Raw genomic sequence first — 17,535 nt, forward strand, 5'->3', positions numbered from 1 at the left:
GATGGCTGCCAGCATCGGCGCCGTTGGTGTCGCTTGCGTTTCCGGCTTGTATGGCGGGCGTTGCAGATGTAGTGCGGCCGCCCTTGTCGCAGGCCGCCGCGGTGCTTATCGTTCGCTGGCCTGTCCAGAGCAGGCAGCGGGGCAAGCACAGAGCACAGAGAAGAGTGAGGGGCGTTCCCGATGACCCGGCCGGATTTCCTGCGCACGCTCACCGGCAAGACGCTGGTGCGCCTGGCCATTGCCGGCAGCGTGCTGCTCCTGACCGGCGCGGCCCTGAGCAGCTACCTGCTGTACCGCCAGTACGAGGACGAAACGCTGCTGCGGCTCTCGGCGGCCGCCGGCGAACGCGCGCGCGTCGCCGAGCGGGTGCTGGGCTACACCGTCGAAACCCACGAAACCGTGCGCCTGGCGTTCGCCGACAAGTGGCCGGCCTACCAGGACAGTGCCACCGCGCGCCGCTTCGAAACGCTGCTCTCGCTCTACCCGGACGGGCACTGGCGCAACCGCAAGGAGATCTCCGACGGCCGCATCCACCCCACCGGCTGGGTGCCGCGCAGCACGCCGCTGTCCGACAGCGTGAAGCAGCGCATGGTGCTGTTCTTCGACCTGTCCCGGCACTACGGCCCGGGCGCGGCGATCCGCCACGACAACCTGTTCTTCACGCCGGTGCCCGAGCAGGGCAACGTGGGCTACGACCCTTACCTCTTCCCGAACTGGGTGTTCGACATCCCGGAGAACTACAACCAGCTCGACTACGAATGGGGCCGGCTCGCCTACCAGAGCGCCAGGCCCGGCGACCGCTCGCGCTACACCATGCCCTACGTCGACGACGTGGATCCCACGCTCGGGCCGATGTTCACCGTGCTCACGCCGATGCACGTGGGCGACCGCCACATCGCCAGCGTGGGCAGCAGCCTGCTGCTGAAGGACTTCCTCGCGCGCACCTTCGCCCGCACCTCGCCCGCCCAGCGCTACCTGGTGTTCCATGCCGACGGCCGGCTCATCGCCGACACGGGCGACGCCGACCTCACGGCGGCGAGCGTCGCGCGGGCCACGCTGCTCCAGCAGGGCGGCGACCTGCAGGCGGCGCTGGTGAAGTCGGGCATGGCCGTGGTCGATGCGCCGCAGCCCGGCCATGCCGCCGCCAGCGACCTCTACTACGCGGTGGCCCGCATCGACGGCCCCGGCTGGTTCGTGGCCGCCACCCAGCCGGGCGCGGCCGTGCGAGCCGACGCCTGGAGCGTGGCGCTGTGGGCCTCGCTCGCGCGGGTGGGCATCCTGCTGGTGCTGCTGGCCCTGCTGGCGGTGATCCTGCGGCGCCATGTGGCGGCGCCGCTCGGCGACCTCACCCGCGCAGCCGAGCAGGTGGCCGCCGGCGACACCTCGGTGCGCCTGCCCACCGGGCGCGACGACGAACTCGGCCGCCTGGCGCTGGCCTTCAACGACATGGCCGGCAAGGTGGCCGAGCGCGATGCGGCACTGCGGCGCGACAAGCAGGAGATCGAGGCCGCCCTCACCTCCTTGCTGCATGCCGAGCAGCAGCTGGCGCGGCAGCGCGAGTCGCTGCACCAGAGCGAGAAGCTCTCGGCGCTGGGCGGCCTGCTGGCCGGCGTGGCCCATGAGCTGAACAACCCGCTGTCGGTGGTGGTGGGCCGCGCGATCCAGCTGCAGGAACGCGCCGCCAGCGCCGCCGACCGGGAGGTGGCGGCCAAGATCAGCGCGGCCGCCGAGCGCTGCTCGCGCATCGTGAGGACCTTCCTCGCGATGGCCCGACGGCAGGAAACGCCGCGCACGCCCACCTCGGTGAACGAGGTGATCCTCGACGCGCTCGACGTGCTGGGCTACACGCTGCGGAGCAGCGGCGTCGAGGTGGACACCCGGCTCGCGCAGGACCTGCCGCTGGTCATGGCCGACGCCAGCCAGCTCGGCCAGGTGTTCCTCAACCTGTTCGCCAACGCGCAGCAGGCGATGGCCAGCCACGCCGGCGCGAGGCGGCTGGAGGTCTGCACTCGCCTGGCGGACGACGGCGCGACGGTGCTGGTGGAGGTGGCCGACAGCGGCCCCGGCGTGCCGGTCGAGATGGCGCCGCGCATCTTCGAGCCCTTCTTCACCACCAAGGCGGTCGGCGAAGGCACGGGGGTGGGGCTGTCGGTGAGCCTCGGGCTGATGCAGGCCCACGGAGGCTCCTTGCGCCTGCTGCCGCAGCAGCCCGGCAGCGGCGCGCGTTTCGAGCTCAGGCTGCCGGCGCTGCGCGAGCCGGCCCCGCCGGCCCGCGCGCAGGCCGGCGCCGGCGCCGCATCTCCAGGCAGCGCCCGCATCCTGGTGGTGGACGACGAGGTCGAGATCGCCGAGATCCTGCAGGAGATCCTCACGCCGGCCGGCCACGCGGTGACACTGGCCCACAGCGGCGAGGCCGCGCTGCGCACCCTGGCGGACGGCTCCTTCGATCTGGTGCTCACCGACCTGAAGATGCCCGGCATCGACGGCCCGGCGCTGTACCACGAGATCGAGAAGCGGCACCCGCAACTCGCGTCGCGTGTCATCGTGATCACCGGCGACACGCTCGGCACCGGCGCGCGCGACTTCGTGGCGGCCACGCAGATCATGGTGATCGACAAGCCCTTCGTGCCGCAGGACGTGCTGGCGCGGGTGAGCGAAGTCCTGAGGCGCAACCGATGAGGATCAGTCGGCCTGGCCGGCCTCGAATCGACTGGCCTGCGCGAGCATTCCGGAGCGGATCGCCTCCCAGGTAGGTGCCGGGAAGCTGGCGGGCAGCCGGGCCTCGACTGCCTTCAGCGCTGCCGGAACCCGCTCGACCAGACCCTGCATGGACGCCCACGTCGTCGGGCCGCCCGCCTTGTGCGCCAAGTCCTGCCAATGTCGGGTCCGGATGCCATGCAGGTCGTAGTGCGGGTTCTTCGAGCGCAGGGCCATGGCGAGCTCCGCCTTGCGCCAGCGGATCCTGTTCGGCGCCTCGCCGACGTACGGGAAGATGGACAGCACGTCGTACAGGGGCGTGGCCAGGTATTCGTCGCCGGGCAGCAGGAAGATCGAGTAGTTCTTGGCGTGCCCGTCGGTGGCGGCCAGCAGCCAGAACGCCAGCTGCACGAGCGCGAAGTACTGGCCATCGTTGCGCTCGTTGCTGCCCTGGAGCAGGCTCAGGCAGGCAGCCATGCCCGGCCCGCCGTCCTTCTCGTACTTCTGGCCCGGCGCCTTGCCCAGGGCCTGGCAGAAGTCCTCTTGAGGGATGCGTGCGATCCAGCGGCCGCCGTCCTGCCACTCACGGTCGAAGCGCGTGACGATGAGGACCTTCTGATCCTCGAACCGACCCATCCGGGTTTCTGCAACGGGCAGGCCCAGCCCGGCCAGGATCTGCGCGCAGAGCCACTCGTTCTCGACTGAATCGCCGAGGTCGACCCGTCTGGAGCCGCCGACCAGGCCCAAGGGCAGCTTCAGGATGTGGGTGGTGGGCGTGGCACCGTGCGGGCGCCGCCAGGCGCCGTCGACTTGCAGCAGTGCGGTCTTCTCCTGTGCTCCGGCGATCGAGATGCGAAACAGCTCACGGTCGGCGGCATTGCCCAGCACAGCCTCGGAGGGCACCGCGCGCAGCAGTTCGGCCACGTCGGCTTCGGACAGTGCATCGCTGTGCAACCGGTTCCAGCCCGCGGGCTCCGTGCCGACGGGCAGCAGTTGCACCGCCCCGACGCAATCGCGGCCGATGGCCTCGAGCAGCGAGAAGGCATCGTGCTGCTTGAGCTTGAAGCGCCTGCCGATACGTTCGCGGATCCTGTCGTTGTCGGGCAGCAGGTTGTCGAAGTAGTTCTTCACCGCCTGCCCGCGCACATCCATGTTGGCGGTGATGGGCAGCGACAGCGAAAGCGATCGTCGCTTGGGCGACTCGAGCCACGATGGGTCGTACTCGAAGCGGTGATGGCCGCGGTCGTCGGTCCAGGTGCCGACGAGGTGGCCGTTCATCCATGCGGCGAGCCTCGAGCTCACCAGGTCCCCTTGCGGGGAGGGGTGCGAGGGCCTGCCGTGCCGGCGCCCGACCCCTTGGCGGGTTCTGCCGGCTTGGCTTTCTTGCGTGCCGGCGCGGCGGGCTCCGCGGCACGAGGCTGCGAAGCGCCGGCCGCCGAGATGTCGTCATGGATGGCCAGGGAGGCGTCGAGCGCATGGAGGATGCGCAGGATCTGCTGCAGGCTGACGGTGCCGGGATTGGCCTCGATTTCTGCGACGCGCGCCTGTGTGACGCCCAGGAGTTGCCCGAGCTGGGCCTGGGTCATGCCGCGGTTCATGCGCAGGGCCTTGAGGTAGGGCGTGAGCTGGCTGGAGATCTTGAGCGGGTAGATCACGGGGAGTTCTCCTGTGCAGGAGCACGCCCGCAGGATACAAGCCATGACCAATATCGTCAACATACAAGCTTTGGCAGATGTTCCCGTATAGGCCAAAGCTTGTACCACCCGAATACAGGCCGTGGCTGATAGGGCGCCATGAGGCGCAAGACCCGGCAAGGCATGGCCTCGCGATCACGCCTTGGTCGTGGGCTTGGGCTTGAAGATGTGGACGGTCTCGCCGCGCGCGAGCATCTCCACCAGCTGGGCGATGCGCCTGGCGCGCGTCTCGGCTTTCACCGCCGTCTGGATGCGCCACAGCACCGCGTAGCGGTTGGTCGCGTTGATCGTCGCAAAGAAGGCCTTGGCCCTGGGCTGCGCCTCCAGCGCGGCCAGCAGGTCCCGGGGCACCTCGGACGTGCGCGGTCCGTCGTAGGCCCGGGCCCAGCGGCCGTCGGCCTTGGCGGCCTCGATCTGCGCGTGCCCCGGCGCCTGCATGCGGCCCGCCTCGATGAGCGCCGCGACCTTGTCGACGTTGGTTTTCGACCAGACGCTGCGAGCACGCCGCGGCGTGAAGCGCTGGAGGAAATGCTGATCGTCAAGGCCCTTCTTCTGGCCGTCGATCCAGCCCCAGCAGAGCGCGATCTCCACCGCCTCGGGGTAGGTGACGCTGGGCTGGTCGGCCCCCCGCTTGGCGATCTTCAGCCAGAGGCCGTCGGAAACGGCGTGGTTCTTCCTGAGCCAGGACTCGAAGGCCGTGGCGCTCTTGAACAACCTCGGCTCAGCGTCGGATCGGAGCGTGGATCGGGTGGCAGGCATCGCGTCGAGTGTGCCGCAGGTCGATAGCATCTTCCCTGCCGACAACCCTGGAGCCCCCATGCAATCCACCACCTACCGCCAGCCCGGCCTGCGGGTGACCGAGCACACCCTGGAGGTGCCGCTCGACCATGCGCAGCCCGACGGCGAGCGCATCGAAGTCTTCGGGCGTGCGGTCGTCCTGGCCGAGAAGGCCGACGCCAACCAGCCCTGGCTGGTCTTCCTGCAGGGCGGGCCGGGCTTCGAGGGCCCGCGACCGGCATCGCCCGACTCGCCGGCCTGGCTGCAGCGGGCGCTGGCCGACTACCGCGTGCTGTTGCTCGACCAGCGCGGCATGGGGCGCTCGACGCCGGTCGGCCCGGCCGACGCCGGGGCCGCAGCACCGCAGGTGCTGGCCGACCGCCTGGCCCTGTACCGCGCCGACGCGATCGTGCGCGACGCAGAGTGCTTTCGCGAGGCCCTGGGTGTCGACCGCTGGTCCGTGCTCGGCCAGAGCTTCGGCGGCTTCTGCGCGGTGACCTACCTGTCCACCTTTCCGGGCTCGTTGCGCGAAGCCTTCATCACGGGCGGCCTGCCGCCGCTGGACCGCGGCATCGACGAGGTGTACCGGGAGACCTACCGCACGACGCTGGAAAGAACCGGCCAGCACCATGAGCGTTATCCGCAGGACCGCGATCGCCTGCGCAGCCTGATGGCCCGCCTGGCGGCCGAGGACGTGCGGCTGCCCGGCGGCGACCGCCTGACGCCGCACCGCCTGCGCCAGCTCGGCCTGATGCTGGGCACGGGCACGGGCTCGGAGAAGCTGCACCACTTGCTGGAACTCCCCTGCGCAAGCCCGGCCTTCCTGCACGACGTGGAGAGAGCGTCACCCTTCGTGCGCAACCCTCTGTACGCGGTGATCCACGAGTCCTGCTATGCCAACGGCCAGGTCAGCGCCTGGTCGGCGCAGCGTGTCATGCCCGCCGAGCTGGCCGACGATCCCACAGCGCTCACCGGCGAGCATGTCTTTCCGTGGATGTTCGAAGAGTTCGCAGGCCTGGCACCGTTTCGCGACGCCGCAGGACTGCTGGCACACCGGCACTGGGGCCCGCTGTACGACCCCCGGGTGCTGGCCCTCAACGAGGTGCCGTGCGCCGCGGCCATCTATGTCGATGACATGTACGTCCCGCGGGCGTTCTCGGAACAGACGGCCCGCCACATCCGGGGACTGCGCCCCTGGATCACGAACGAGTTCCAGCACGACGGCCTCCACTCGGGCAAGGTGCTCGGCCGGCTCATCGAGATGGTCCGAAGCTAGGGCCCGGCCACGGCTGCCGGCCGCGCCGATCAGCCGCGCTCGACGCTCACGCTCGAATCGCAGCCCCGGCCTGCCGCAATCCAGCGCCGGGCCAGGCGAGCGGCCCAAGGAGCGGCCCAGCCCAGAGCGGCCGGCAGATGGCGCCGCGGCTGCTCGACGAGCCCGCAGCGGTAGCGGCCGGCGGGCGCCTGCCAGACCAGCGCCTTGCAGGGGCCGCTGCGCCGCCGGCTCACCAGCCGGCCCGCCGGGCATGGTTCGCTCGCGCAACAGACGCCGCAGCCGTTGCACGGCCTGCCTTCGGGAGGCTTGGGCGGGGCGCCCGGGTGCAAGTGGATGACGATGGCGATGGCCTGGAGGGACATGGGGCGATCTTCGCCACGAACGGCGCCGGCCGATCGCCGGAAAAGCGGTGTCGGTTCCGGCTCAGCCCGTTCGCCGCAAGAGCACGCTCACCACGTGCCGGCCTTCGCGCCGCTCGAAAGCGAGGGTGCCGCCCATGCGCGCCACCGTACGCGCAACGATGGCCAGCCCCAGGCCGGTGCCCGGTGTGCCGCGGGCCGAATCGCCGCGGGCGAAGGCCTGCAGCAGCGCTTCGCGGCGCGCATCGGGCAGGCCTTCGCCCGCATCGCTCACTTCGACGAGCGCGAAGCCGTCGCCGCGGTCGGCCACGAACAGCTCCACCGGCGCGCGGCCGTGCTTGAAGGCGTTGTCGAGCAGGTTGTCGATCAGCCGCTCGAGCAGCAACGGATGGGTTTGCGCCAGCAGCACCGGCGCCTCGGCGTGCACGACCAGCTCTTCCGCGGGCCGGCCGGTGGCGGCGGCGGCGGCGCGCGCCACGGCCGCCAGGTCCGCGGCCTGGTCGAGCGCCAGCTCGCCGGCCCGAACGTGGTCGAGGAAGCTGCCGATCAGCCGGTCGGCCGCCTGCGTGTTGCGCACGATGGCATCGCGCCACGGCGCGGCATCAGGCGATTCGGGCAGCAGCTCGGCCGCGGTGCGGATGCGCGCGAGCGGGCTGCGCAGGTCGTGCGACACGCCCGCCAGCAGCAGCGAGCGCTCGCGTTCGTGACGCTCGAAGCGCTGCAGCAGCTCGTCGTACGCGGCTTCCATGGCGGCGATCTCGGGCGAGGCGCTGCGGTGCTTCGGCTGGCCCGCCGCGGGCAGCGCTTCGCCCGGGCGCAGCGACAGCATGCGCGTGCGCAATTGCTCGAGCGGCCGCGTCAGGCGGCGGGTGAAGGCCCAGCTCACGCCGGCCACCAGCAGCGTGGCCAGCAGCACCGCCAGCAGGAAGCGCCCCGGCAGGCGCGCGGCCAGCGCCGGGTCGGCCACGCCCAGCCACACCGCCTCACCGCCCGGTGTGCCGACCTGCAGCCACAGCACCGGCCCGCCGTCGCCACGCGCCAGCACCGAGTCTTGCAGCGGCACCCCGCGGCGGCGCAGCTCGTCGGCCAGCGCCCGCAGGCGCGGGGCGTTCTGGCCGGCCACCCGCTCGTCCTGCGGCCGGCCGGCGCCGCGCAGCACCATGGGCGGCGCGGTGCTGTCGGGCACCGCAGGCCAGCCCGCGGCCTGCCGCAGCACCGGCGCCAGGCGCTGCCCCACCAGCCGCGCGATGGTGACGTTGCGCTCGACGTAGAGCAGCGCGCCGAACACAAGCAGCACGGCGCTGGCCAGGACGGCCTGCAGGAGCAGCAAACGGGCGAAGAGGCTGTCGAAGCGCTTGAGCTTGAACATGCACGGACTACCGGGGCACGAACACGTAGCCTTCGCCGCGCACCGTGTCGATCCATTCCTTGCCCGGACTGGCCTCGCGCAGCTTGCGGCGCAGCCTGGCCACCTGCACGTCGACGGTGCGGTCCTGCGGCTTGTAGCTGCCGGCCTGCACCGCGTCGCTCAGCGCTTCGCGCGAGATCGCGCGGCCCGGCGTGCGCGCCAGCGCGGCCAGCAGCTTGTATTCGACGCTGGTGAGGGCCACGGCGCGGTCGCCGGCCAGCACCTCGCGCCGCAGCAGGTCGACCGACAGGCCCTCGAAGCGCAGCAGCACCGCGTCGCCCCGGCCGGGCGCCTGGCGGCGCAGCAGCGCGCGCACGCGCGCCACCAGCTCGCGCGGCTCGAACGGCTTGGCCAGGTAGTCGTCGGCGCCGATCTCCAGGCCCAGCACGCGGTCCATCGGGTCGCCCCTGGCGGTGAACATCAGCAGGCCCAGGTGCGGTTGCGCGGCGCGCCATCGGCGGCACAGCTCGTAGCCGCTCGTGTCGGGCAGCATCACGTCGAGCAGCACCGCGTCGGGCCGGCGTTCGGCCAGCAGGCGTTCGCCGTCGCCGCCGGTCAGCGCAGCCTGCACCTCCCAGCCTTCCCGTCCGAGCAGCGCGGCCACCATGGCCGACAGCTCGGCGTCGTCATCGACGATGAGGATCAGCGGCCGCGAAGTCGAGCTGGACTGCATGGCGCCGCAGTGTAGGCGCCGGAAACATCCGGTTCCGCCACATTGCAGGACTGTCGCAATTCGTCATGCAATGTCTGTGGCCGCACCGCGGCCGGCGCGTTGAATGAGCACCACATCCAACCGAGGAGCCTTGCATGAAGACCCGTCCCGCCTGCCTGCCCACCACCTTGTCGATGGCCGCCGCGGCCGCCCTGCTTGCCGCCTGCGGCGGCGGGGGCGGCGACACCCCGGCCCCGCCCGACACCACCGTGAGCCAGGCCAGCGCCGAATCGATGAGCGCCAACAGCGCCGTCATCGCGACCGAAGGCACCGATGCATCAGCCGTCGTGCTGCAGGCCGCCAAGGCGGTGGTGGCCACCGGCCAGGCCAGCGTGACGGTGAACTGCGCCGGCGGCGGCACCGCCGTCTTCACCGCCAGCGGCAACGCCGGCACGCTGGGCAACGGCGTGCTCGACACCGGCGAGGTCTACAGCGTGAGCTTCACCCAATGCCGCGGCAGTGCCGGCGCGGCCAGCGTGAACGGCCAGGCGACGCTGACGGTGCTGGCCGCCGGCGGCGGCACCACCCAGGTGGCCACCGCCACGCAGGGCCTCACCGTGGCCCTGCCGCACCGCACGCTCACGCACGAAGGCAGCTCCACCTTCACCGAAACGGTGGCCACCAACGGCGCCGCGACCACCACGACACAACGCTGGCAGTCGGCGCAGGTGCAGCTCACCAGCCAGCGCGAGCTCCGCACCAGCCGCTACACCTTGAGCGACGTGGACCTGACCCGCGTGGTCGCCACCAGCGGCGGCACGCTCACCGGCAGCACCGCCAGCGGCCGCTACACCATGAGCGCCGACCTGCCGAACCTCGACTGGAGCATCACCGTCGAGACGCAGCGGCCCCTCGTCTACGACGCCGGCGGCGCGCTGACCGACGGGCAATGGACGATGACGCTGCCGCACAACCGCGTCGGCGTGAACGTGACCCTGCCGAGCGTGACGGTGACACTGGATCGCGGCCCCGACGGCACGATCGACCAGACCTGGGTGTTCACCGTGAGCGGGCTGGCGGCCGAGGCGGGCTGAGCCGAGGTTGCTTGTTGATGCCCCGGGGCGCGATCGAGGCCGTACAGTCCGAGGCCCATGACACTGCTTTCGGAACTTCAAGCCCTTGAAGTGGAGCTGCACCACCCCGGCGTCCGCTGCGATGCCGTGCGGCTGGAGCAGCTTCTTCATGCCGAGTTTCGCGAGGTCGGTCGGTCGGGCCGCCACTACGACTTCGGCATCGTCCTCAAGTTCTTGTCGGAGCAGCTCGCCCCGCCCTCGGTCGTCCCGAGCGACTTTTCCGTCAGCCAGCTGGCTCCGGAGGTGGCACTGCTCACCTACCGCTCGGCGCATCGCCAGCCGGATGGCAGCCTGTCGAATCACACCCTGCGCGCTTCGGTGTGGATGCGGGTCGACGGCCGCTGGCAGCTGCGCTATCACCAGGGCACGCCGGCCGCCGAGCCGTGGTAGCGTCGCCGCCGCCATGCGCACGACCCTCGAATCGCCCGACCAGCCGGAGGTGCTGCAGCTCATTGCCGAGCTGGACGCCTACCAGGACACCCTGTACCCGCCCGAAAGCCGGTATGCCCTGGACCTCGCCTCGCTCAAGCAACCCAACGTCCTGTTTGCCGTGGCACGCCTGCCCTCGGGCCGCGCGGTCGGCTGCGGGGCGGTCGTGCTGGGCCCGGAATACGGCGAGGTCAAGCGCATGTACGTGCACCCGGAAAGCCGCGGCCAAGGCGTTGCCGGGCAGTTGCTCGCGCTCCTGGAGGCTCACGCCCTGGAAGGCGGCTGCCGGCTGCTGATGCTCGAAACCGGGCCGAAGCAGCCCGCGGCCCTGGCCTTCTACGAGAGCCGGGGCTTCCGCCGCAGGCCGCCGTTCGGCGACTACCCAGACGACCCGTTCAGCGTGTTCATGCAGAAGTCCATCGCCGCCTGAGGACCCCGCCGCCATGTCGCAGACCCTTCTCGTCTTTGCCGTCGTCGCCTTCATCGGGATCGCCACGCCCGGGCCCACCGTGCTGCTGGCCCTGAGCAACGGTTCGCGCTACGGCGTGAGGGCATCGCTGCCCGGCATGGTGGGTGCGGTGCTGTCGGACTTCGTGCTCATCTCGGCGGTGGCCCTCGGCCTGGGTGCCCTGCTGGCGGCTTCGGAGTTCTGGTTCTCGGCCGTCAAGTGGGTGGGCGTGGCCTATCTGGCCTGGCTGGGTGTGCGCATGCTGCGCTCCAGGGGCGCATTGACGCTGCCTGCCGACGACGCCGCAGCCACAGGCCGGACAGCCTCGCGCAAGTCCATCTTCCTGCGCAGCTTCCTGGTCGCCGTCACCAACCCGAAGGGCTACCTGTTCTTCTCGGCCTTCCTGCCGCAGTTCATCGCCACCTCCGAACCGCAGGTCCCGCAGTACCTCGCGCTGGCCGTCGTGTTCGGCAGCATCGACTTCCTCGTGATGCTGGCCTACGCTGCCGCAGGTGCCCAGGCGATCCGCGCGCTGCGTGCCAACGGCGTGCTCTGGCTCGACCGCCTGTGCGGCGGCGTATTGCTGGCGCTGGCGGGCTCGCTGGCGCTGTATCGCCGCAACGCCTGAGCCGCGATCGACCGCGCGCCGGCTGTATTGCAGCCAGGAAGGCGCCGGCTACCGATGAAATGCGCGCGTGCCGCGGCTGAAGCCAGGCTGATATGAGCGCTGCCCACACTGCCTCCCGTCCCACCACGAGGAGGCCCCATGCCCTTCAAGCTCAACCGCCGCCACGTCGCAGGCCTGGCCGCTTCGGCCTGCCTCCAGGGCTGCGCCCTGTTCGCCGGCTCCAACAGCGAGGCCCCGGCTCCGGCGGCCTCGCTGCCGCCGCAATGGCATGCGCCGCTGCCGCATGGCGGCCAGCTCGGCGAACTCGACGCCTGGTGGCAGCAGTTCGACGACCCGCTGCTCGGGCGGCTCATCACCGCCTCGCAGGCAGCCAGCCCGAGCGTCGCCCAGGCCGCCTCGCGCATCGAGCAGGCGCGGGCTTCGCGCACCGCCGCAGGCGCCGCGCTCGGCCCCACGCTGAACGCCAGCAGCAGCTTCGCCCGCGGCCGCCAGGAGCTCGGCGCGCCGCTGGCCAACACGCAGTCGGCCGGGCTGCAGGCGGCATGGGAGATCGACCTCTTCGGCGGCAACCGGGCCGGTGCCTCGGCCGCGCAGGCACGGCTCGAGGCCGCTCACGCGCAGTGGCATGACGCCCGCGTGTCGGTGGCTGCCGAGGTGGCCACCAGCTATGTGAACCACCGCGCCTGCGAAGCACAGCTGCAGCAGGCCGAAGCCGACGCCACCTCGCGCGCAGAGACGGCCCGCCTGACCGAACAGAGTGCACGCGGCGGCTTTCAGCCGGCAGCGAACGCGGCGCTCTCGCGCGCCACGGCGGCCCAGGGCCGCAACAACGTGACGCAGCAGCGCACGCAGTGCGAACTCAACGTCAAGTCGCTGGTGGCGCTCACCGGCCTGGACGAGCCGGCATTGCGCACGCAGCTGGCCGGCGCCACCGCCCGCGTGCCGCAGCCGGCCGCCATTGCGGTGCACAGCGTGCCGGCACAGGCGCTGGCCCAGCGGCCCGACCTGCTGGCCGCCGCCCGCGACGTGGTGGCCGCCAGCGCCGACCTCTCGCAGACCGAAGCGGCCCGCTACCCGCGGGTGAGCCTGGGCGGCAGCATCGGCGCCAGCCGCATCGAGACCGGCTTCGGCACCAGCGACGGCACCTTGTGGAGCCTGGGGCCGCTGACGGTCTCGCTGCCGCTCTTCGACGGCGGCACCCGCCGCGCCAACCTGCTGGCCGCGCGCGCCCGCTACGACGAAGCCGGCGCCGTGTACCGCGCACGGCTGCGCATGGCCGTGCGTGAAGTGGAGCAGGCGCTGGTCACGCTGCAGGGCACGGCCGAACGTGCGGAAGACGCTCGCATCGCGGCCGAGGGCTTCCGCACCTCGTTCGTGGCGGCGCAGACGCGCCAGCGCGGCGGGCTGGCCAGCCTGTTCGAGCTGGAAGACGCGCGACGCAGCGACCTGCAGGCGCAGAACGCATTGACCGAGCTGCAGCGCGAGCGCGTGGTCGCCTGGATCTCCCTGTACCGCGCACTCGGCGGCAGCTGGGCCGACCGGCCCGAGCCGCTGGCGCAGGGCACCCCGCGCTGACCCCAACACCCCCACCGGAACGACACCATGAAATACCCGAAACGCATCCTCGTCGCCGCCACCGTGTCGGTGGCGCTGCTGGCCGCCGCCGGCCTGCTCATCAACGCCCGGGCCTCCAGGAAGGAAGAGGCACCCGAGCCTGCCAGGCCGGCACTGACCGTGACCCTTGAAACCCCGCAGCGGCTGCAGCTGGCGCAGCAGTTCAGCGCCCACGGCAGCGTGGCCGCCTGGCAGGAAGCCAGCATCGGCGCCGAAGTGCCGGGCCTGCGCCTGGTGGCGGTGCATGTGAACGTGGGCGACGTGGTGCGCCGCGGCCAGGTGCTCGCCACCTATGACGCCGACACCACGGCGGCCGAGCTGGCGCAGATCCGGGCGGCGGTGGCCGAGGCGGAAGCCGCCGCGGCCGACGCACAGGCCAATGCCGAACGCGCCCGGTCGATGCAGGAAAGCGGCGCCCTCAGCGCGCAGCAGATCCACCAGTACCTCACCGCCGAGCAGACGGCCCAGGCCCGCGTCGAAGCGCAGCGCGCTGCGGCCCGTGCGCAGGCGCTGCGCCTGGCCAGGACGCAGGTGCTGGCGCCGGACGACGGCGTGATCTCGGCCCGCAACGCCACCGTGGGGGCGGTCACCGGCACCGGCCAGGAACTCTTCCGGCTCATCCGCGGCGGCCGGCTCGAATGGCGCGCCGAGGTCACGTCGGCGGAGCTGACGCGGCTGTCGCCCGGCACCCCCGCGCGCATCGCCGCGGCCGACGGCAGCCAGGTGGAGGGCACCGTGCGCATGGTGGCGCCCACCGTCGATGCGCACACGCGCTCCGGCCTGGTGTACGTGGACCTGCCCGCGAAGACGCCGCTGAAGGCCGGCATGTTCGCGCAGGGCGAATTCCTGCTCGGCCAGACGCCGGCCCTCACCGTGCCGCAGCAGGCGCTGGTGGTGCGCGACGGCTTCAGCTACCTCTTTCGCGTGAGCCCGGACCACCGCGTGGTGCAGACCCGCGTGACCACCGGGCGCCGCAGCGGCCAGCGCGTCGAGGTGGTCGAAGGCCTGCAGCCCGACGCGATGCTGGTGGCCGCGGGCGCCGGCTTCCTGAGCGACGGCGACCTGGTGAAGGTGACGCAGGCCCCTGCGGCGGCCGGCGCCGCACCGTTGCCGGCCCGGCCGCGCACTGCGCTTTGAACACACGACATCGTTCCACCCAACCCCAGGGGACACACATGAACGTCTCGGCAATGGCCATCCGCAACCCGGTGGTGGTGATCATGCTGTTCGCGCTGCTCACGCTGGCCGGCGTGATGTCGTTCAAGTCCAGCGCCGTGCAGGACTTCCCGGACATCGAGCTGCCCATCGTCAACGTCTCGGCCACGCTCGAGGGCGCCGCTCCCGCGCAGCTCGAAACCGAGGTGGCGCGCAAGATGGAGGACTCCATCGCCACCGTGGCCGGCGTGAAGCACATGCACACCACGGTGCGCGACGGCACGGTGAGCCTCGCGGTCGAATTCGAGATCGAGAAGGACCCGGCCGAGGCGCTGGACGAGGTGCGCGATGCGGTCACCAACATCCGCTCCGACCTGCCGGCCGACCTGCGCGAGCCCACCGTCAGCAAGGCCAGCGTGGCCGGCCGCGTGGTGATGACCTACACCGCCTCTTCGCAACAGCTCGACGAGCAGGAGGTTTCCTGGTTCGTCGACAACACGCTGACCAAGAAGCTGCTCAGCGTGCCCGGCATCGGCTCGGTCAAGCGCGTGGGCGGCGTGGACCGCGAGGTGCTGGTGGAGCTCGACGCCGCACGCATGGCCGCACTCAAGGTGAGCGCGCTCGACGTGTCGCAGCGCCTCAGGCAGGTACAGCAGGAAGCGCCCGGCGGCCGCGGCGACGTGAGCGGCGCCGAGCAGACGGTGCGCACCATCGCCACCGCCGGCTCGGCCGCCGAACTGGCCGCCATGGAAGTGCCGCTGTCCGACGGCCGCAGCGTGCGGCTCGACCAGGTGGCCCGGGTGAGCGACACCATCGCCGAGCGCCGCAGCGTCGCGCTGCAGGACGGCCACAAGGTGGTGGGCATCGAGATCTTCCGTTCCAAGGGCGCCAGCGAGATCGACGTGATGAAGGGCGCGCGCAAGGCGATCGCCGAGCTCGCTGCCGAACACCGCAACGTGCAGATCGACGAGGTGATCGACAACGCCACGCCGGTGCAGGAGAACTTCGACGGCTCGATGCACCTGCTCTACGAGGGCGCCATCCTGGCGGTGCTGGTGGTGTGGTGGTTCCTGCGCGACTGGCGCGCCACCCTGGTGGCCACGGCCGCACTGCCGCTGTCGGTGATCCCGGCCTTCCTGGGCATGCAGTACTTCGGCTTCACCCTCAACACGGTGACGCTGCTGTCGCTCGCACTCGTGGTCGGCATCCTGGTGGACGACGCCATCGTCGAGATCGAGAACATCTCGCGCCACCTCCAGATGGGCAAGACGCCGAAGCAGGCGGCCACGGAGGCGGCCGACGAGATCGGCCTGGCGGTGATCGCCACCACCTTTGCGCTGGTGGCGGTGTTCCTGCCCACCGCCTTCATGGGCGGCATCCCGGGCAAGTTCTTCAAGCAGTTCGGCTGGACGGCGGTGGTGGCCATCCTCGCATCGCTGGTGGTGGCGCGCTTCCTCACGCCGATGATGGCCGCCTACCTGCTCAAGCCGGTGAAGCACGAACAGGGCGAGGACGGCTGGCTGATGGCGCTGTACATGCGCACCATGCGGTGGTGCCTGCATCACCGCCGCGCCACCGCCATCGGCGCTGCCGCCTTCTTTGCCGGCTCGGTGTCGCTGATCGGGCTGCTGCCCACCGGCTTCGTGCCGGCCAGCGACCGCGCCCAGACGCAGATCAACATCGAGCTGCCACCGGGCAGCACCCTGGCCGAGACCTGGAGCGTGGCGGAAAAGGCCCGGCTCGCCGCGCTGACCTCGCCGCAGGTGAAGTCGGTGTTCAGCTCGATCGGCGGCGGCTCCACCGGCAATGCCTTCACCCAGGGCGCCGCTGCCGAGCCGCGCCGCGCGGTGCTCACGCTGACGCTCGCCCACCGCGACCAGCGCAGGGAGTCGATCAAGGACATCGAAGCCCTGATCCGCCATGAGCTGTCGGAGCTGCCAGGCGCGCGCTTCCAGATCGGTGCCATGGACAACGGCGTGAAGATGCAGATCGTGCTGCGCAGCGAAGACGCCAGGGCGCTCGACGCGGCCGCCCAGGCCGCGGTTCGCGACCTGCGCACGCTCAAGGGCGTGGGCGCGGTGAGCTCCAGCGCCGCGCTGGTGCGGCCGGAGATCATCGTGCGGCCCGACACCGCGCGGGCCGCCGACCTGGGCGTGACGACCTCGAAGATCGGCGAGACGGTGCGTGTTGCCACCGCCGGCGACTATGACCAGGGCCTGCCCAAGCTCAACCTGAGCGAGCGGCAGATCCCGGTGCGGGTGAAGCTGCCCGACGCGACCCGCGGCGACCTCGCCGCCATCGAGCGGCTGACCGTGCCGGGCAAGAACGGCCAGCCGGTGATGCTGGGCACGGTGACCCGCGTGACCATGGAAAGCGGCCCGGCCCAGATCAACCGCCTGGACCGCAGCCGCAACGTCACCCTCGACGTGGAACTGGGCAACCGCAGCCTGGGCGAGGCGTACGAGGAGGCGCTGCAGCTGCCCTCGCTGCGCAACCTGCCGCCGGGCGTGAAGCTGGCCGAACTGGGCGACACGCAGGAGATGAACGCGCTGTTCGAAAGCTTCTCCATCGCCATGGCGATCGGCGTGTTCTGCATCTACGGCGTGCTGGTGCTGCTGTTCAAGGACTTCATGCAGCCGGCCACCATCCTGGCCGCGCTGCCGCTGTCCATCGGCGGTGCCTTCGTGGCGCTGCTGGTCACGAACAACGCGATGTCGATGCCCTCGATGATCGGCCTCATCATGCTGATGGGCGTGGTGACGAAGAACTCCATCCTGCTGGTGGAATACGCCATCGTCGCGCGCCAGCAGGGCATGGGCCGCTTCGATGCACTGGTGGATGCCTGCCACAAGCGCAGTCGCCCGATCATCATGACCACCATCGCCATGGGTGCGGGCATGCTGCCGCTGGCCTTGGGCATGGGCGCCGATCCGGCGTTCCGCTCGCCGATGGCGATTGCGGTGATCGGCGGCCTCATCACCTCCACGCTGCTGAGCCTGCTGGTGGTGCCTGCGGTGTTCACCTACGTGGACGACCTGCAGGCCTGGATCGGGCGGCTGGCGGCGCGGCTGGGGCTGCGCGGCAGGCGGGCCCAGGCCGCGGCGGCTCAGCCCGCCCCCCTGGCCGGCTCGACCACGTAGCGATGCATCTCACCGCGAAGCATCTGCTGCCGGCCATGCCAGGGTAATCGACTGGTCAGACAAGCGTCATGACCGCCAATTGAGCCTCGCCAAAAATGGCATGCGAAGGGAGTCGGCCTTGCACT

15 protein-coding genes are annotated in these 17,535 nt (G+C 71.2%); 9 read left to right on the plus strand and 6 right to left on the minus strand.

The features are described 5' to 3' along the window. Positions 1-180 precede the first annotated feature (180 nt). Positions 181-2,679: a hybrid sensor histidine kinase/response regulator gene (locus tag E8D38_RS22375; RefSeq protein ID WP_140635789.1), complete on the plus strand. Its 2,499-nt coding sequence runs from the start codon at positions 181-183 to the stop codon at positions 2,677-2,679. 3 nt (positions 2,680-2,682) lie between these two features. Here E8D38_RS22375 and E8D38_RS22380 read toward each other — a convergent pair whose 3' ends face one another. The 3 genes from E8D38_RS22380 to E8D38_RS22390 all read right to left on the minus strand — a co-directional run bounded on the left by E8D38_RS22380 (position 2,683) and on the right by E8D38_RS22390 (position 5,150). After that, positions 2,683-4,002: a type II toxin-antitoxin system HipA family toxin gene (locus E8D38_RS22380; protein ID WP_425462811.1), complete on the minus strand. Its 1,320-nt coding sequence runs from the start codon at positions 4,000-4,002 to the stop codon at positions 2,683-2,685. Beyond that, positions 3,996-4,352: a helix-turn-helix domain-containing protein gene (locus E8D38_RS22385; protein WP_181179337.1), complete on the minus strand. Its 357-nt coding sequence runs from the start codon at positions 4,350-4,352 to the stop codon at positions 3,996-3,998. Before E8D38_RS22385 ends, E8D38_RS22380 begins: the two co-directional genes overlap by 7 nt. A gap of 174 nt (positions 4,353-4,526) precedes the next feature. Continuing rightward, complete coding sequence (locus E8D38_RS22390) at positions 4,527-5,150, minus strand: YdeI/OmpD-associated family protein (RefSeq protein ID WP_140635793.1); 624 nt, start codon at positions 5,148-5,150, stop codon at positions 4,527-4,529. A gap of 58 nt (positions 5,151-5,208) precedes the next feature. On the opposite strand from E8D38_RS22390, the gene E8D38_RS22395 reads away from it, so the two are divergent. Next, positions 5,209-6,444 (plus strand): alpha/beta fold hydrolase, encoded by a 1,236-nt coding sequence (locus E8D38_RS22395; protein WP_140635795.1) that lies wholly within the window; start codon positions 5,209-5,211, stop codon positions 6,442-6,444. Between the two features lie 29 nt (positions 6,445-6,473). On the opposite strand, the gene E8D38_RS22400 is transcribed toward E8D38_RS22395, so the two are convergent. From E8D38_RS22400 to E8D38_RS22410, 3 genes are all read right to left on the minus strand, one after another. Then, positions 6,474-6,806, minus strand: a complete 333-nt coding sequence (locus E8D38_RS22400) for a hypothetical protein (protein WP_140635797.1) — start codon at positions 6,804-6,806, stop codon at positions 6,474-6,476. A 61-nt stretch (positions 6,807-6,867) separates the two neighbouring features. Then, entirely contained in the window at positions 6,868-8,172 is a 1,305-nt protein-coding gene (locus tag E8D38_RS22405) for an ATP-binding protein (protein ID WP_140635799.1), read from the minus strand. Positions 8,173-8,179: 7 nt separating this feature from the next. Beyond that, entirely contained in the window at positions 8,180-8,884 is a 705-nt protein-coding gene (locus E8D38_RS22410; protein ID WP_140635801.1) for a response regulator transcription factor, read from the minus strand. Between the two features lie 134 nt (positions 8,885-9,018). On the opposite strand from E8D38_RS22410, the gene E8D38_RS22415 reads away from it, so the two are divergent. The 7 genes from E8D38_RS22415 (at position 9,019) to E8D38_RS22445 (ending at position 17,410) form a co-directional block, all read left to right on the plus strand. Further along, positions 9,019-9,957: a hypothetical protein gene (locus E8D38_RS22415; RefSeq protein ID WP_140635803.1), complete on the plus strand. Its 939-nt coding sequence runs from the start codon at positions 9,019-9,021 to the stop codon at positions 9,955-9,957. 57 nt (positions 9,958-10,014) lie between these two features. Then, complete coding sequence (locus E8D38_RS22420) at positions 10,015-10,386, plus strand: nuclear transport factor 2 family protein (RefSeq protein WP_140635805.1); 372 nt, start codon at positions 10,015-10,017, stop codon at positions 10,384-10,386. Positions 10,387-10,399: 13 nt separating this feature from the next. Then, a complete protein-coding gene (locus E8D38_RS22425) occupies positions 10,400-10,855 on the plus strand; it encodes a GNAT family N-acetyltransferase (protein ID WP_140635807.1) in 456 nt (151 codons plus the stop codon). A 13-nt stretch (positions 10,856-10,868) separates the two neighbouring features. Then, entirely contained in the window at positions 10,869-11,501 is a 633-nt protein-coding gene (locus tag E8D38_RS22430) for a LysE family translocator (protein WP_140635809.1), read from the plus strand. Positions 11,502-11,639: 138 nt separating this feature from the next. Continuing rightward, the gene (locus E8D38_RS22435; protein ID WP_140635811.1) at positions 11,640-13,076 is read left to right on the plus strand and encodes an efflux transporter outer membrane subunit; all 1,437 of its coding nucleotides are present in this window, start codon (positions 11,640-11,642) and stop codon (positions 13,074-13,076) included. 27 nt (positions 13,077-13,103) lie between these two features. Beyond that, positions 13,104-14,252 (plus strand): efflux RND transporter periplasmic adaptor subunit, encoded by a 1,149-nt coding sequence (locus tag E8D38_RS22440; protein ID WP_140635813.1) that lies wholly within the window; start codon positions 13,104-13,106, stop codon positions 14,250-14,252. A gap of 38 nt (positions 14,253-14,290) precedes the next feature. Continuing rightward, the gene (locus E8D38_RS22445) at positions 14,291-17,410 is read left to right on the plus strand and encodes an efflux RND transporter permease subunit (RefSeq protein ID WP_140635815.1); all 3,120 of its coding nucleotides are present in this window, start codon (positions 14,291-14,293) and stop codon (positions 17,408-17,410) included. Positions 17,411-17,535: the final 125 nt, after the last annotated feature.

Origin of the sequence: Methylibium rhizosphaerae, assembly GCF_006386545.1 — a bacterium.
GTDB classification, from domain to species: Bacteria; Pseudomonadota; Gammaproteobacteria; order Burkholderiales; family Burkholderiaceae_C; genus Pseudorivibacter; species Pseudorivibacter rhizosphaerae.

Excerpts from the sequence above, each read along its gene's own strand:
- E8D38_RS22375 (WP_140635789.1), top strand. The coding sequence starts at position 181 with ATGACCCGGCCGGATTTCCTGCGCACGCTCACCGGCAAGACGCTGGTG.
- E8D38_RS22390 (WP_140635793.1), bottom strand. The coding sequence starts at position 5,150 with ATGCCTGCCACCCGATCCACGCTCCGATCCGACGCTGAGCCGAGGTTG.
- E8D38_RS22395 (WP_140635795.1), top strand. The coding sequence starts at position 5,209 with ATGCAATCCACCACCTACCGCCAGCCCGGCCTGCGGGTGACCGAGCAC.
- E8D38_RS22400 (WP_140635797.1), bottom strand. The coding sequence starts at position 6,806 with ATGTCCCTCCAGGCCATCGCCATCGTCATCCACTTGCACCCGGGCGCC.
- E8D38_RS22405 (WP_140635799.1), bottom strand. The coding sequence starts at position 8,172 with ATGTTCAAGCTCAAGCGCTTCGACAGCCTCTTCGCCCGTTTGCTGCTC.
- E8D38_RS22410 (WP_140635801.1), bottom strand. The coding sequence starts at position 8,884 with ATGCAGTCCAGCTCGACTTCGCGGCCGCTGATCCTCATCGTCGATGAC.
- E8D38_RS22415 (WP_140635803.1), top strand. The coding sequence starts at position 9,019 with ATGAAGACCCGTCCCGCCTGCCTGCCCACCACCTTGTCGATGGCCGCC.
- E8D38_RS22420 (WP_140635805.1), top strand. The coding sequence starts at position 10,015 with ATGACACTGCTTTCGGAACTTCAAGCCCTTGAAGTGGAGCTGCACCAC.
- E8D38_RS22425 (WP_140635807.1), top strand. The coding sequence starts at position 10,400 with ATGCGCACGACCCTCGAATCGCCCGACCAGCCGGAGGTGCTGCAGCTC.
- E8D38_RS22430 (WP_140635809.1), top strand. The coding sequence starts at position 10,869 with ATGTCGCAGACCCTTCTCGTCTTTGCCGTCGTCGCCTTCATCGGGATC.
- E8D38_RS22435 (WP_140635811.1), top strand. The coding sequence starts at position 11,640 with ATGCCCTTCAAGCTCAACCGCCGCCACGTCGCAGGCCTGGCCGCTTCG.
- E8D38_RS22440 (WP_140635813.1), top strand. The coding sequence starts at position 13,104 with ATGAAATACCCGAAACGCATCCTCGTCGCCGCCACCGTGTCGGTGGCG.
- E8D38_RS22445 (WP_140635815.1), top strand. The coding sequence starts at position 14,291 with ATGAACGTCTCGGCAATGGCCATCCGCAACCCGGTGGTGGTGATCATG.